General features: G+C 57.0%; 12 protein-coding genes and 1 pseudogene. 7 read left to right on the top strand and 6 right to left on the bottom strand.

Features of this window, described 5'->3' with window-relative positions; translation table 11 throughout:
- Positions 1-70: 70 nt before the first annotated feature.
- The 3 genes from ACLP2E_RS08095 to ACLP2E_RS08085 all read right to left on the bottom strand — a co-directional run bounded on the left by ACLP2E_RS08095 (position 71) and on the right by ACLP2E_RS08085 (position 3,150).
- On the bottom strand, positions 71-478 hold the full coding sequence (locus ACLP2E_RS08095) for a GtrA family protein (protein ID WP_442465620.1): 408 nt from the start codon (positions 476-478) through the stop codon (positions 71-73).
- A gap of 10 nt (positions 479-488) precedes the next feature.
- Positions 489-1,439, bottom strand: coding sequence for a glycosyltransferase family 2 protein (locus ACLP2E_RS08090; protein WP_442463066.1), 951 nt, complete (start codon positions 1,437-1,439; stop codon positions 489-491).
- Positions 1,440-1,500: 61 nt separating this feature from the next.
- Entirely contained in the window at positions 1,501-3,150 is a 1,650-nt protein-coding gene (locus ACLP2E_RS08085; protein ID WP_442463058.1) for a hypothetical protein, read from the bottom strand.
- A 336-nt stretch (positions 3,151-3,486) separates the two neighbouring features.
- Between ACLP2E_RS08085 and ACLP2E_RS08080 the strand changes: the two genes are divergently transcribed.
- A complete protein-coding gene (locus ACLP2E_RS08080; protein WP_442465619.1) occupies positions 3,487-4,221 on the top strand; it encodes a hypothetical protein in 735 nt (244 codons plus the stop codon).
- Positions 4,222-4,255: 34 nt separating this feature from the next.
- On the opposite strand, the gene ACLP2E_RS08075 is transcribed toward ACLP2E_RS08080, so the two are convergent.
- The 3 genes from ACLP2E_RS08075 to ACLP2E_RS08065 form a co-directional block, all read right to left on the bottom strand.
- A complete protein-coding gene (locus ACLP2E_RS08075) occupies positions 4,256-4,570 on the bottom strand; it encodes a hypothetical protein (protein ID WP_442465618.1) in 315 nt (104 codons plus the stop codon).
- Between the two features lie 112 nt (positions 4,571-4,682).
- Positions 4,683-6,320: a hypothetical protein gene (locus ACLP2E_RS08070; protein ID WP_442465617.1), complete on the bottom strand. Its 1,638-nt coding sequence runs from the start codon at positions 6,318-6,320 to the stop codon at positions 4,683-4,685.
- A gap of 220 nt (positions 6,321-6,540) precedes the next feature.
- Positions 6,541-8,244, bottom strand: coding sequence for a hypothetical protein (locus ACLP2E_RS08065; RefSeq protein ID WP_442465616.1), 1,704 nt, complete (start codon positions 8,242-8,244; stop codon positions 6,541-6,543).
- Positions 8,245-8,641: 397 nt separating this feature from the next.
- Here ACLP2E_RS08065 and ACLP2E_RS08060 point away from each other — a divergent pair, with 397 nt between their 5' ends.
- From ACLP2E_RS08060 to ACLP2E_RS08035, 6 genes and pseudogenes are all read left to right on the top strand, one after another.
- A complete protein-coding gene (locus ACLP2E_RS08060) occupies positions 8,642-9,958 on the top strand; it encodes a glycosyltransferase family 2 protein (RefSeq protein ID WP_442465615.1) in 1,317 nt (438 codons plus the stop codon).
- Positions 9,942-11,024, top strand: coding sequence for a Gfo/Idh/MocA family protein (locus ACLP2E_RS08055; RefSeq protein ID WP_442463052.1), 1,083 nt, complete (start codon positions 9,942-9,944; stop codon positions 11,022-11,024). Before ACLP2E_RS08060 ends, ACLP2E_RS08055 begins: the two co-directional genes overlap by 17 nt.
- On the top strand, positions 11,011-11,865 hold the full coding sequence (locus ACLP2E_RS08050) for a class I SAM-dependent methyltransferase (RefSeq protein WP_442463051.1): 855 nt from the start codon (positions 11,011-11,013) through the stop codon (positions 11,863-11,865). The genes ACLP2E_RS08055 and ACLP2E_RS08050 overlap by 14 nt, the downstream gene beginning before the upstream one ends.
- Complete coding sequence (locus tag ACLP2E_RS08045) at positions 11,862-12,308, top strand: GtrA family protein (RefSeq protein WP_442465614.1); 447 nt, start codon at positions 11,862-11,864, stop codon at positions 12,306-12,308. Before ACLP2E_RS08050 ends, ACLP2E_RS08045 begins: the two co-directional genes overlap by 4 nt.
- A gap of 52 nt (positions 12,309-12,360) precedes the next feature.
- Positions 12,361-13,515 carry a glycosyltransferase family 4 protein gene (locus tag ACLP2E_RS08040; RefSeq protein ID WP_442463049.1) on the top strand — a complete coding sequence of 385 codons (1,155 nt, stop codon included), beginning with the start codon at positions 12,361-12,363 and terminating at the stop codon, positions 13,513-13,515.
- 34 nt (positions 13,516-13,549) lie between these two features.
- Positions 13,550-14,529, top strand: a pseudogene (locus ACLP2E_RS08035) (hypothetical protein); the annotation flags it as partial.

Raw genomic sequence — 14,529 nt, 5'->3', positions numbered from 1 at the left:
CCCGATCCGATTCAATCGGATCGGAAAAGGCTCTAGCTCAGGCTGCTGCTGCTCTTCTTTGTATTTCCTGTCAGCGAAAGACCAAACGCCGCGACAAGGTAAAATTCGCGACCAAACCGACGACGGATCCTGCGGCGACGGCCAGAACCGGATGGGAAGTGACAAAAGGAAAAAGGCTGATCGCGGTTGCGTAAGTCGCATAATAGAGCGCTGCGCCGAAGGAATTTGCGCCAAGGAAATGAAGCCATTGCCTGAACAATCCGCCATGGTCACGACCGGAAAAGGTCCAGATGCGGTTCAGGTACCACGTGACCGTGGCTGCGATAACCCAGGCGAACAATCCGCTGATATAGAGATTGGCGAACCGGGCGAGGATCACCAGGCTTGCAGCATTGGCGATGAACCCGACAACGCCGACGACGCCGAACCGCGTCAGTTCGAGGGCCCATTTCGGCAAACTGCGAAAACCTGGCTTCAATACCCCGCTCCTATTCGTGCCCGGAGCCGATTGGAGGGATGGCTAGATAGGCAAGACGCTTCATTTCGTGCCGCATGGTCGTCACCATATCGAGGATCAGTCCGACAAAGAGGCTCAAGACCCCAATGATGGCAAGACCCACATCAAGGAACGCGGTCGGAAAGCGAGGCACCAGCCCTGTTTCAAGATAGGTCTCGGCCAAAGGAATGGCCATTATGACGGCGACGAGGATGATGCCAATGCCCAACAAGCCAAAAAAGGGCAAAGGGCGCTCGTTCTTCACCAGAGCCGCGATAAGCATTAGAATTCGCGCCCCATCGCGATAGGTGTTGAGCTTGCTGGTCGAACCCGTTGGTCTTTCCCCGTAGGCTGTTTCCTCTTCGCCACAGGGCATCCGCAATTCCAGCGCATGAACGGTCAATTCCGTTTCGATCTCGAACCCGCGCGACATGGCCGGGAATGATTTGACGAAACGGCGCGAGAAGATTTTGTAACCCGAAAGCATATCGGTGAATTGTCGGCCGAATATGTATTGCACCAGGTTGCTCAAGACATAATTGCCGAGCCTGTGCCCGCGTCGATATGCCGCCACGGCCTCGGACATCCGCGCCCCATTGACGAAATCGAGCCTTTCGCGAAGGGCGCGATCGATCATCCCCTTCGCCGCGCCAGCGTCGTAAGTGGCGTCGCCGTCGACCAACACGTAAATATCCGCGTCGATGTCAGCAAACATCCTCCGCACGACCTGGCCCTTGCCCTGCCGGTATTCCTGCCGAACGACCGCGCCTGCCGTGCGCGCGACCTCGATGGTGCGATCCGACGAATTATTGTCATAAACATATGTGGTCGCAGTTGGCAGAGCGTTGCGAAAAGCGGCGACAGTGGCGCCAACCGTAGCTTCCTCATTGTAACAGGGGATCAGGACAGCGATACGGCACGACGCAATGCTTGGATCCGCCATTTCGAGTGTCGTCATGCTTTCGTTCATTCGATAATTCCCGCTCGTGCCGAGTGAACTCATTTCACGGCGCTCGCCTCATCAAGGGACAGGATCGCAAGTTGCCGGCCTTGGTTTCGATATCCAGGCAGTTGTCTGATCTTGCCTCCAGACCGAAGCTCGAGAGGCTATTTTCCGCCTGTTTCAAATCATAGATTGCAGGAGCGAGCGTCCGGAGTTCGCCCTGATGAGAATGGAATCTCCGTACCGCCTCCTGACCCAGGCCATCCTTTGGCGTGAGCGGCATATTCCCCTCGATTCGAATGAAGGCGTCCGATTTGGGAAAGGAGGGAATGATATAAGAGGTCGGCTCGATCGACAGCATCACGAACATGATGTCATTTCCCTGCAATTGCTCAGGCATTTTGACAGCATACCAGTCCTTGCCGAACGAGACGCGCCCCCAGTTGGCGGCATGCGTCGTCGCCAGAATTGCAACGATGGTTGTGGTCGCCGCCAGCATGAAGGTTCGACGGGACTCGCACAACAGCGAGAGCAGGATCAGAATAGTCAGCGGCGCCAGTTGTTCGAGTAGAATCGCATAACGCTCTATGCCGAATAGCGTCAGCCAGGCAACGAATGAGCCAATCGTGAAAAAAAGAACGAAAAGACTTGGTTTTAACTCGAACACCTGACGGCGGCGGTCTTCCTCAGGCATGAAAAATGCCTCCACCACGCGAGCGGACGCAAGCACCAGGACAACGAGCGCGATGAGAAAACGCGTATCTCTAAAAAACACCTCGGCTGTTGCGGGATCCCCCAACGCCCATCTTGGAAAATACTCCAGTGCAGAAGCAAAGGATTGGGGCTTGAACCGAGTGTCTAGCATCGCTAAGTGAGAATAGCTGTCTGATTTGAATATGTTATTGTATAGTGGGAACACCGGATTTTTGAAAAGGTCATAAACGTAAATATTCCAAGCCCCGCCTATGGGGATATAGGACGCCAGGCTTCCAATCCCAGAACAAAATAGTGGAACTATGAATTGTTTTTTCTCTATTGCGATTGTAGCGACAATCCAGCCAGCGATAAAAAATGCGTTCGTTAATTTGATATCGACAGCGATACCAATCAGGGCTCCTGCCAGAAGATAAGAAGGGCCATCAAAACGGCGTTTCACCACTGCTAAAAGCGCTAATAGTAGAAATATATTGCCAATGTAATCATTTAAACTCGTTCCAACCTCAGAAAGAAAAGTCGGGGCGAAAAAAGCGCCTATTGCCGCCCCGGAAGAAATGATTACGCAAGACAAATTTGACAGCGACTCAATTCGGTTCAGAATGTTTTTGGTGAGGAAATAAACAAGCGGCACCGCCAAAGCCGCCGTTACCGCCAGTATGGCCGACGCTATCGTTGGTGACATATTCCTTATCAGGAAATAGGGCAACAAATTGCCAAAAGGGTTGGTCCAAGTCTGCAGTTGACTGGGAATGATGTCCAACTCGGCCCTGTTGTTTATCAGGCTATATACGGAATATATGTGATAATTAAGCTGATCCCAATTAATATCCTGCCCTTTTCTAAAGAGATAAACAAGAGATGCGAAAGCTGCGGAACCCCAGACAAGCGCAACTTCCGCGGCATGAGAAAGAGCTAAGCGCTCACGCCACTGCGCCTTGACCAAAATCGGGAGCCCTGCACGGGCTCCGTCAGGCTTTTTTGAGGCGGCGTCCATTGGAGGAAGGCTGCTCCGAGTTCCAGAAACGTCGGGGTGAAAAGTCGCGGGAAGCTGCGCCGACCAAGGACTCGTTGTCAACTTGATTTTGCATCGCGTCGATCTCGGCGGGCGCAGACCGAACCAAAGGCCGCGAGCGCTGTTCTCGCCACTCGCGCGTCGGGAGCGTCGCATGCCAATGATCGAAGATTCGTCAGGATCTCGCTTGGCTTAAGGAACGCGCGGTTTACCTTGGCGTTTTCCAGATGGGTGGGCGGCTAAGTTCTCGCGGTTTAACAGCCGAAAATCAGATCCGGGAACGAGCATGGCAAGTGGATCAAGGTCAGGGGCGGTACGATGAACGAAGTGAAATTCCGCACTCGTGAACATCGCCTTGCGCCGCGCCGCACCAGGTTGGAAATTCCAGGATGGGCAGGAGAACGAGAGCCGCGCGCCGATGGTTCGCAGGAATACGCCTGGCATTGCACTCCGTTTTCAGAAAGCGCCCAATACGGCATCGAATTGTTCTATCCCTATGACAACGAACTGATTGTCAGCGCCAGCAACGGGGAATTGCGCCTGGAAGGTGATTTCGGTTCCTGCCCGGAAGAGGGTCTGCAATGGCCGCCATTCCGTAATTTCGGCAATAATTATTACACCTATCAGATCCTGCTGGATTTGAAGGTAGAACCGGGTTTGGCCCTTCGCACCGAGCCGCATCCGCGTTTTTTTACGGATCGGACGGGAACTTGCCCGATCGCGGTGCCGGCCCTCATCCGCCACTGGTGGCCAATGATGTTTTTCATGGTGTTCAAATCGCCGGAGGAGGGCCGCCGGCATGTTTTCCGCCCCGGGGAGCCTTTCGCGCAGGTCATCGTCATCCCGGAGGAAGCGCCGTTCGATATCGTCGAAATGGGTCCGCAAGAGGCGGCCGAACGCGAGATGCAAGCGAGACGCCTCCACGCCAGCCGCGACCGCTTGTCGGAAGGATCACGATGGCTGTCGCGCACCGCGACCGTTTTCGACGGCTCCTATCGTTTCATGCTGCGGGCCGCAAAAGCGCAGGACAAGAACAAGGAGCCGCTGAAATGACCGCGGCGCGGGCGACGCCCCGCCGCCGGTCGCATCAATAATAATGGTGGTGATGATGATGATGATGGTGGTGATGGCGGTGACGCCACCAATGGTGGTGGTGATGGTGATGGTGATGATGATAATAATAGGCCATCATCTCTCCCGCTCCCGACGAAGTCGCCGGATTTGAAGTTGCGGCGGCCTCTGCAGCCATCAACAGGGAGGACGCATTGGGAATCGGCTGCAGCAGTTCAGCGAAACTCTCGGCGCGCAGCGTGCGCTCCAAAGCAGGCGCGGCGGCGACTTGTGTAGCTCCGACCGCCGCCAAACTGGCGGCGCCAATCATTCCGGCAATTCTGCGTTCCATGTTTTGCGCTCCCGAATTCGGCGCCTAATGGGCTGTGAAAACGATCTTTACAAAACGCTTCCAAGAAATTTGGGTTCCAGACTTCGGTCTACTTGGCCGGATGATTGGCCCTCTACCAATCTGGCGGCCCCAGACAACAGAATTCACCTTGGCGCTGGGACCGCCGACGCAAGTCGTCGTTCAAATAACGGCACCCGACGATGATTCCGTCAGACCCACGGGCGCGCAAATAGGCGACCGGATCCGCGATCGAGCCATTCCAGGCAGAGAGCACGCCCAGTCGATGCTGCGGTCGATAGCTCTGCATGAATGCGAAATAGGTGAGGTCATCAACCAGCAAACCGGAAGGGCGTGGCTTCCCGGTAATGCCGCACTTGCTCGCTGCGCCGATGATGTCCGGCTTAAGCTCTGCGTAACCCAAAAGGGTCAGCGAATAGGGTTGTTCCTTGATGTAGCCCTTTTGCTGAAAGGCTTGTGCGAGCGAGGGGCCATAGGTCAACGCGACGAGAATTTCGCTGCCGATCGAGATCGCTCCGAGCAAAACGGCCAGGATGGCGAGTAGCTCACTGCGCCGAAGTCTTTCAGTCGAGGCCGAGAAGGCGAATAGATAGGCCAGCATCATCAAGGGCAGGACAAAGCTCGCCTCATATGCATTGCGAACAAGCTGGGGGACGATCCAAACAATGGCGGAGCCGAAAAGGACTACCGACATCGTGGCCTTCCGATCGAGCCTGCGCGAGAGAAAGCTTTTGGCCATGGCGAAGGCCAGGTAAGATAGGCTCACCGCCAGGGCCACAAACCAGCTTGAAACCACGAGCACAAGCCAGGCCCTGGTGGTCGCCAAACTTAATTGATCGGGCGCGAGCCAAGCCGACATCGGTTTGATGGTTGGCATAGCCAGCGCGAAATAGTAAATCAGCTTCACATTTCCTATAAGAATAGGTAACGCCGTTCGCCAGTCGCCTCCCGTCAGGGCAAAGCCAAGGTTCGCTCTTCGAAGTTGGGCCGCCAGGATGGGATCTCCTGGGCATTGGAAGCGATCTACCCAATAATGTGCGGCGAAAACCGTAGCAACCAAGAGAAGAGCGCCTGATGCTATCCGTGGGATGTATGAATTTTTCCCTTGGCTCGAGAATACAAGGCAAACCAGGAAAAGCGGAATGAGCACCAATCCCTTCATATGATAGCTGATTGCGACGATGCCGAGAAAAAGGATGGCGATCGATCGCCACCAGGTAGCGGCCGCAGGGGTAGGGCCGGCGGGCTTTCTCCAGTCCAGCCAGGCCACGCTTATCGCCGCCGTCGTCGCCAGGATTATGGGTTGCTCTGGACGGCTCCAGACCAAAAGGAGCGGGAGGACTCCGAGTCCCATCAGGCCGAATGCGATAATGGTGAGAACGCTGCGTTCCCGGTCATCATTTGCGATCCTGCCGATCAGGCGCAATAGCAACACGGCCCACAACAGCGCGTAACCAACGCCCGAAAGCCGGACGTAGAATGGATCGGCAAACATGGCGTTGAAAAAGGCCGAGAAATACCGGGCTGGCAGCATGAAAAAAGGTGGCGCGGCAAGCGTATTGGCGCCGCACAGGTCGTTGAACATCTTGTCGACGCCGTCAAACCCCGCGCGCTCTTGGAAGCGCCAGCCAACTTCATCGGTGTAGACCGGGACGAACACCCCCGCTAGAAGCGAGGCGAAGAAGGAAATTACAACACAATTCTTCAGGATTCGGAGAGCCTTATCGTGCATCTTATGCTCTGATCATAATATAATATCCGCGCGCTCGCTCGGTCAGACTAGAGCATTCCTCCGTTAACACGGCGTTTCGAGCATGAATAACTTGAATTATGCGGGAAAGCCGAGCGCCCGGAAGCTACAATTTGACGTCTCTGGTCTCGAAAGACGAGATCGACTCATCTCGAAATGGAAAATCGCGGAGCCTTGCGATGATGAGGCTGGGCGTGCCCGGTCAGTTCCCGACCGCGTCCTCTGGAGCGGGAACGACAACGCAGTCAAGACGCCGAGCTTCGTCCTCCAGCGCGACGAGGCGAGCAGACGCAGGTCCCGCTCGGCCGAAGATGAACTCATTGATCCGCCCCGTTTGAGCGGTGTTGAAGAAGGAAACGCTGCCAAAACCGCATAAAGCCCGCATATCTGAAGGGACAAGCTGGCTTGCCGCCAACCTGATCGGACGGTTGGACAGATCCGGCCGGTTCGTCAATAAATCCATGCCGAAGGAGGTTGTATCGTCGCCGACGATGACAATAGCGGCCTTGCTCGACGCGATCGACCTGGCGACCTGGGCAAATGGCGCCGCCCATTGGCGCGCCATATAAGCGTGCGCAGGGATGATCAGCAGGAAGGTCGCCAGGCTGGTCTGGCGAAATGCGCTGCGAAGCGAAAGACCCGCCGCTTCGAGAGCCCGCCAGCCATATCCGCCCAGCAGGCATGCGTTGCCGATGACGCCGTGCAGATAGCGATATCCCCATCCGTTGCCTTGGTAAGGGAGGAGAATGAACATCACGGGGATGGGCAAGAGAAGTCCAAACGCAAGCGCGCGAGCCAGTGGATCGCGGCGCCAGGTGACCGATATGCCAAACGCAAGCAGAGGCAGGAGCAAAAGGTGCTGCCAGGCGGCGAAGCGCAAGAGGTTCGCAGCCATCAACGTCAATCCCCTCAGGTTCGGCGCTCCGACGACATTGAGCAGGCGGTCGATGAAATTCACATCCGGCCCGCTGTGGGACGGAATCGCTCCGACGCCGTGCGCGCTGATCCAGACCGGCCAAGCGAGCCAAAAGGCTGATATCAGCGCATAGGACATCCCATAGAAGGCGAGCAGCCGCCAGCGCCGCTGAGCGGCGATAAGACCCATGAAGGGCAAAACGAACAGCGGGTGAGCCAGCGGCTGATGAAGTCCGGTTGCGAGGAAGCCGACGATTGCCGCGCCAATGTGGGTCGCGCGCCGATTTTCGAGAAATAATGCGAGCCAAAGAAGATTGAGCGCGAGGTGACCCGACATCGCGAATGAAGTCATTCCGGTGACAATGATTTGCGACGAGCCAGCGTAAAGCAAAAGCGCCACCGCGCGCGCCGAGGGCGAATCGGGCAATAACCGCTCGCACACTCTCCAGAGGGCGAGAAAGCCGACGCCCACCAGCAGCGGACCCGTGAACGAGCGGTCGACAAGCATTCCGACCGCGGCTCGCATTGCCGCATTGATCGGGAGATAGCTTGAAACCCATGCTTCGTGGTCGCCGATCGGAAGGATGAACATCTTGTCATTGAGCGCGCGGGTAAAGGGCCGCCAGAATGGCGGTATGGCCTCGAAAAGCCGGCCATGCGCGAAAATTTGCGCATCGAAATTCGCCATCTGCTCATCCCCGCTCAAATCACGGTCAAAGAAGACCAGGTGATGGCCTGCACGGCAGAGAGCGATTAAAACAAATGCAAACAATATCAAAATGGGCGGTCTCGAGAGATAATCGCTCCATTTTTCGTCTTTGCTTACGTTGTCAATACTTGGCTTTGATAGCGCCGCAACGAAAATGATACCAAATATTATAAATATATCTTGTCTTATAAATAGTATAAATGCTAATAAATTCTGCCTGTCATAGGACATATTTATTGGCATTATCAGCATGGACAAAATCAATATAATTAGAATATACATTCTACAATTATTGTATTTCTTTAATATTTGATGGGGACCCGCGTGGGATAGCCCTTTAATATCATTCATGCCTGTCTCGCTAACTGCTTTGTCGAATCGGCGCCGCGTTAATATATGCATTATGCGCCAAGCATTTATGTGGGCTCGTGATGCTAACCAGTTTACGCAAAGGCCTTCAGGCGCGAATTTGACTTGCTCTGAAATCTTTTATTTTCTGTCACGAATTTTCAGGGTCTGTCAATTGCGGTAAACGTTGGTTGGGGAGCCCGCGGCGGATCGGAACGAAAGTATCCATTATTTTGTCGAGGAAAAAATTAAGCATCATGTTTTAGCGTCGAAGTCGCGCTTCGCCCGCCCCTCTTGCGCGGCCGATCTGCAGCAAAGAGAGCTTGGCGGAATGGCGAGTCTGGCGACCGAGAATGACACAAACCCGTCGGCGATCGACGTATCCATAGTCATGCCTTGCCTCAATGAGGCGCAAAGCTTGCCCCATTGTATCGCCAACGCGCGCGAAGCTTTGGCGGAAATGCACGATCGGATGGGATTTTTCGGCGAAATCATCATTTCTGACAACGGGAGCGACGACGGCAGCCAGGGGATCGCGCGTTCGCTCGGCGTCGGCGTCGTCGATTGCGCAACGCGCGGATATGGGGCGGCCCTCATCCATGGCATGCGTTCAGCCAAAGGTCGCTACCTGGTCATGGGCGACGCCGACGGTTCCTACGATTTTCGCGACGCCGTCGCCATGGTGGAAAAGCTTGTCGATGGCGCTGATCTTTGCCTGGGCTCGCGCTTCAAGGCGGGCATCGCCCGAGGCGCGATGCCTTGGAAAAACCGCTATATCGGCAATCCGCTGCTGACGGGCGTCCTGAATATATTCTTTGGCGCCGGCGTGAGCGACGCGCATTGTGGGTTGCGCGCGCTGACCAAGAAATGTTTCGAGCGGCTCGATCTGAATGGGTCGGGAATGGAATTCGCCAGCGAGATGATCATCAAGGCCGCGCTCAAGAAACAGCGGATCGCCGAGACTCCCGCCAAGCTGGCGCCTGATCTCCGCGGTCGTCCGCCTCACCTGCGCCCCTGGCGGGACGGCTGGCGCCATTTGCGCTATCTATTCATGCTGAGCCCGCTGTGGGCGTTTCTGGTTCCAGCGGGCGTCGCCGCGACAGCGTCGCTCTCGATATGGGCCGTCGCCGCCTGGGCGGCGTTAGCCGGCGATTGGCGCGCCTCCCAATTCGGCAATTATTGGGTTGTGCTCGCGGGCGCCCTCTTTGGTTTGTCCCACATTGCGGTTTTGATGGCCATGGTCACCCATATTCACGGCCGCAACCAGGGCTATCGCCTCGCCTCGCGCTGGGAATGGCATTTCAAACGCTGGCTATCGCTGGAAACCATGCTTGTCGCGGGCGGCTTGATCGTTGCGGCCGGCTTGGCGATCCTCTTGTCGGTCGTTGGCTATTGGTCGACGAAGAATTTCGGCGCGATCAACAGCGTGCTGCCGGCGGTTATCGGCACGACCCTGATTACGATCGGCGCCCAGAACGCGCTCGGCGGGTTTTTGCTGGCCATCGTCAACGGCCACGAGGTGGAGTTCCTGAAGTTTGAGCCCATACAGGTCGGGCCCAAGCCCACGGCCGTAACTGCATCCGCCTCCGAGGCGGCAGCCGACGCCGCGAAGTCGCAAAGGGAAATCGCCCGTGCCGCCAGCCATTAAGATCGCCGTCGTCGGCTGCGGCTGGGTCGCCCAGCATCGTCATTTGCCTGTTCTTCTCAGCAACGCCGCCTTTGAAGTCGTCGGGGTGATCGATCGCAAGCCCGGGCGCGCCGAGAGCATAGCCCAAAAACTAGGTCTGCGGCGCTTCGCCCAGGCTGGCGCGCTCAAGGACGTCGCGTGGGTCGACGAAATCGACGCCCTGACTGTGGCCACGGCGCCCATGGCGCATTACCGACTGGTGAAGGAGGGGCTCGATCTCGGGAAGCACGTGCTGACCGAAAAGCCTTTCACCATGACGATCCCCGAGGGCGAGGAACTGATCGCCACGGCGCAGGCCGGCGATCGGCGACTTGCCATCGTCCATAATTTTCAGTTTGCCCGGTCGACAAAGAAACTGCTCGCGGAAATCGCGAGCGGCGCGCTCGGCGCTGTGCGCGGCATTGACGCCGTGCAATATGGCAATCCAGGCCGGCGCCTGCCGGAATGGTATGAAGACTTGCCGCTCGGCCTGTTTTACGACGAGAGCCCGCATCTGCTTTATCTGATGCGCGCCGTGGCGGGACCCTTGCGGCTGTCACAGGCAATGAGCGCCAAGAGCCAATGCGGTCTGGCGACCCCGGCCCGCGTCGACGCTTGGTTCGAATCGGCGAAGGGCTACCCCATTCACCTGAGCTGCAATTTCGAAAGTCCCGTCAGTGAATGGTATCTGGTGGTTTTCGGGGAAAAGCGGCTCGGAATTGTCGATGTTTTCCGGGACATCTATCTGTCGCTCCCCAATGATGGCGCGCACGATACGTCGCACGTGCTCAGGACCAGTCTCGTCGCCACCTTCCAGCACTGGCTGCAACATGTCACGAGCGGGATTCCGCATCTTCAGGGCAGGCTCTTCTATGGCAATGACGAGGTTTTTGCGCGACTCGCCGCCGCCATTGGCGGCGACGCCGGGGCGCTGGAGCCGATCGGACCGACCAGCGCGCTGGACGGGCTCAAGCTGCAGCACGCGATCATCGAAGCCTGCGCCGCCCGACTTTTTCCGCGACCCGGGGGACCCAATGACCAACGCTGAGCTCCTCAAGACTTTCGTCGCCGCCTATCCCGCTCAACCCGCAACGGCATATTGGCGCGCCATCGAAATCGGCGCTATTGCGTCACACGGCCTTCCCGAAGGTCTCGGGCTCGACCTGGGTTGTGGCGACGGCATCTTGACCGATATTCTCCTGTCGGCGACAGGCCCGCGCCAATTGGTCGGGATCGATCCAGACCCTTTCGAAGTCGAAGCCGCGCGCAAATTTTCCTTTTACCAGCGCTTGCACGTCGCGCCCGGCGACAGCATTCCCGAAGCCGACGCGTCCTTCGATTTCGTGCTATCCAATTCCGTTCTTGAACATATTCCCCATCTCTCGCCCACCATAGCCGAGGCTGCGCGCGTTTTGCGCCCCGGCGGCAAATTCCTGTTCACCGTGCCGGCCCCGCCATTTCGCGACAATCTGTCGGGACCAATTTTGCCTTCGGTCAGCCGGGCGCAATACTTGGAGACTTTGGACCGGCGCATCGCCCATTTCAATTACCTGTCGGGAGATCAATGGAAGGCCCTGGCCGAGGCGCATGGCATGCGGATCGACGCTTGTCTCGGCTATTTCGACAAGCCCCAGACTCGTCGTTGGGAGACCCTGTCGCGCATGACCGGAGGTTTATTCTATTCTGTCTTTGGCCAGAAACAAAGGCCGATTGAAATTCAGCGCTCGCTCGGCCTGCGCGCACTCCAGAACCGCGCCCGGACACCGCAGGTCTTCGCCAACGCCCTGTCAAGCCTGGTCGACTTGGGCGCTCCGGTCGACGCCCACCAGGACCATTGGATCGAGTCCGACACGGCTTCCTGCCTTCTAGTCACCGGCAGAAAATTGTGAATTCCGCGCAACCCTTGCTGGACCGGTTGCGCGGGACGCCGTCGAGTTTGCGCTATCTCGCCGTGGGGGCGACTTGCGCCGTCGTGAATAATCTGCTGCTCATCGGAATCGTCTTCGCCGGGCTCGACTATTTGCGCGGCCTGTTTGTCGTGTCCATTCCGATGCTGGCGATCGGTTTTGCCTTGCATTGCCTGATCACTTTCGAAGCGAAGCCAAGGCTTGGCGCGTTTCTCCGCTATAGCGTCGCGATTTTGATAAATTATCCACTGTGGATCGGCAGCCTGTTCTTGTCTTGCGATGTGGCGCATCTGCCGATCTACGTCGCCACCCCGCTGGCGACGTTGTTTCTGTTCTTGTGGAATTATCTAGCGACTCACTGGGCGATCCTGCGCTCTGTCGGGGCGGCGTGGAATTGGACCGTGCGTCCGACCGATCCGTCATGACAATCGCACGAAACGACAACCCGTATTGAGGCGGTACAACGAAAGGCTTCAATTGCGGATTCTTACTGTCACTCATTTCTACGAAAACCACGGAGGCGGCATTGAGCGCGTCGCGGCGCAGCTCAATCGAGAGTTCGCAAATTGTGGTCACGATCCCCTTTGGGCCGCGAGTGATTTCGATTCCCCGCCCGGTGCTCGGATCGCGGCGGCGCCACTTCGTTGCTATAATCCTATCGAGAAATTTACAGGGCTGCCGATGCCTATTCCTAGCCCGCGCGGCATTCTAGCGCTTTGGCGGGCCGTGCGCGTTAGCGACGCAGTGATTATTCATGACTCACTATATATTACTTCTATTTTTGCTGCTGTTTTGGCAAAGCTTAATCGTAAGCCGCTCTTACTTATCCAGCACATTTCGCAAATCTCGTTCGCCAGCTATGCGATGCGAAGCGTAATGCGCTTAGCAAACTTTATCGTTACGCGTCCGATGCTGGGAGCGGCGGATATTCTTGTGTTCATTAGCGATGTGGTTCGTCGAGATTTGATTGGCGAGCCTGCTTGGCGCCCCTACAGATTGTTGCAAAACGGAATCGATGGCGCGCTGTTTCATCCACGCCTGGAAAAGTCGCGCAGTCGCGTCCGGCGCGATTACGGCATTCCAGTGGACCGCAGTGTTGCGATTTTCGTTGGACGCTTCGTCGAAAAGAAAGGTCTTTCAATCTTGGCGGCGTTAGCGCACCGCCGGCCGGATCTGCATTTCGCGTTGGTCGGAAACGGACCTGTTCGCCCTGGAAAGTGGGGCCTGCCCAATATCCATGTGCTTGGCTTCCAGTCCCAGGCAACCCTTGCCGACCTTTATCGCGCGTCGGACTTCCTTTTGTTGCCGAGTGTCGGAGAAGGTTACCCGCTCGTTATCCAGGAAGCCATGGCGTGTGGCTTGCCCGTCATCTGCGGTGCGGCCAGCGCCCTGGCCGACCCCTCCGCCTCTCGATGGCTGCAGGGAGTTGAAATTGACCTCTCCGACCGGGATGGCTCCGCCGCCCGTTGCGGCAATGCCATTGATAAAATCTTGAGAAATCCCGTGGACATCGATGGAATGGCTGCCTATGCCGCCCGCAGTTACAGCTGGCGGGTCATGGCCGAAGCGCTGGTCGACGATCTCTCAAAGCGGGTAGAGGCTTTGTCGCGCAATATGGCAACGGAAGCTTAAGGGCGAAGGGATAACCATCGACGGGGGATGTTGCATGGCCGCTCAGACAAAACACTTCGGCGTCTTCGCCTTGAATCGTTTTCCGATCAGCTTCGGCGAATTTAACATCAAATTCGCCAGAGTGCTGTCGAATCGATGGACGGCTACGGCCCTTTTGGTCTTCGCGATTATCCAACAGGCCGTCGGCCATCAGAATACCGATAATTCGTGGCTGTTCACCGTTGCCGAGCATGTACTGGCCGGCGCGCGGCCTTATGTCGACATCATCGAGACCAATCCGCCAGCCTCGTTCCTGATCTACATGCCAGCGGCGATGTTCGCGCAGGCGATCGGCGCGCCAACCGAAGCGATCGCCGTGGTGTTTGTCTTTCTCAATGCGATGGTTTGCGCCTGGCTGGCCTGGCGGGTTCTACGCGAAGCCGGCATCGTGGCGCAAGCCGAGTCGGGTTTCGCGGCCGTGGCGGCGAGCTTCATCCTGCTGGTCATGCCCGGCTTCGTGTTCGCCCAACGCGAGCACCTTGCGGTCATCTGGAGCCTGCCTGTTCTTGCGGTCTACGCGGCGCGATTCTCCGGCGCCCGGCCCGATTGGCGGTCCGCGCTGGGGGCAGGCGTTCTCGCGGGCTTCGTCGTTTGCATCAAGCCGCATTTTGCCCTTGCTTTCGCCTTTCCGCTGGCGGGATGCCTGATCGCGCGGCGTTCATTCAGGCTTGCCTTGGCTATCGAGAACCTGGCGGCGACCGTAACGGTTTTGGCTTATGTCGCGGTTATTTTTTATCTTTTCCCGGCATTTGTCGACACGCTGCAAGTAACGATCGACGCCTATGTGCCGCTGAGAGTATCGTTGCAGGAATTGCTGGGAGAACTCTGGTTTACCTTGAATGTAGGGCTGCTCGCCATAACCGCCTATGTCGGACGAGGCCTCTGCTTAACGCCGCGCGCATTTACGCTTATCGCCGGCTCACTGGGATTCCTCGTTACCTACCTCGTGCAGGGCAAAGGCTGGGGCAACCACGA

The organism is Rhodoblastus sp. (assembly GCF_052145335.1).
Lineage (GTDB): Bacteria > Pseudomonadota > Alphaproteobacteria > Rhizobiales > Beijerinckiaceae > Rhodoblastus.
Note: the sequence above shows the minus strand (reverse complement) of the source record. Positions and strands in the feature narration are given on the sequence as shown.

Coding starts and splice junctions, on each gene's coding strand:
- ACLP2E_RS08050 (WP_442463051.1), top strand. CDS start 11,011: ATGACCAACGCTGAGCTCCTCAAGACTTTCGTCGCCGCCTATCCCGCT.
- ACLP2E_RS08065 (WP_442465616.1), bottom strand. CDS start 8,244: ATGTATATTCTAATTATATTGATTTTGTCCATGCTGATAATGCCAATA.
- ACLP2E_RS08070 (WP_442465617.1), bottom strand. CDS start 6,320: ATGCACGATAAGGCTCTCCGAATCCTGAAGAATTGTGTTGTAATTTCC.
- ACLP2E_RS08060 (WP_442465615.1), top strand. CDS start 8,642: ATGGCGAGTCTGGCGACCGAGAATGACACAAACCCGTCGGCGATCGAC.
- ACLP2E_RS08080 (WP_442465619.1), top strand. CDS start 3,487: ATGAACGAAGTGAAATTCCGCACTCGTGAACATCGCCTTGCGCCGCGC.
- ACLP2E_RS08085 (WP_442463058.1), bottom strand. CDS start 3,150: ATGGACGCCGCCTCAAAAAAGCCTGACGGAGCCCGTGCAGGGCTCCCG.
- ACLP2E_RS08090 (WP_442463066.1), bottom strand. CDS start 1,439: ATGGCGGATCCAAGCATTGCGTCGTGCCGTATCGCTGTCCTGATCCCC.
- ACLP2E_RS08075 (WP_442465618.1), bottom strand. CDS start 4,570: ATGGAACGCAGAATTGCCGGAATGATTGGCGCCGCCAGTTTGGCGGCG.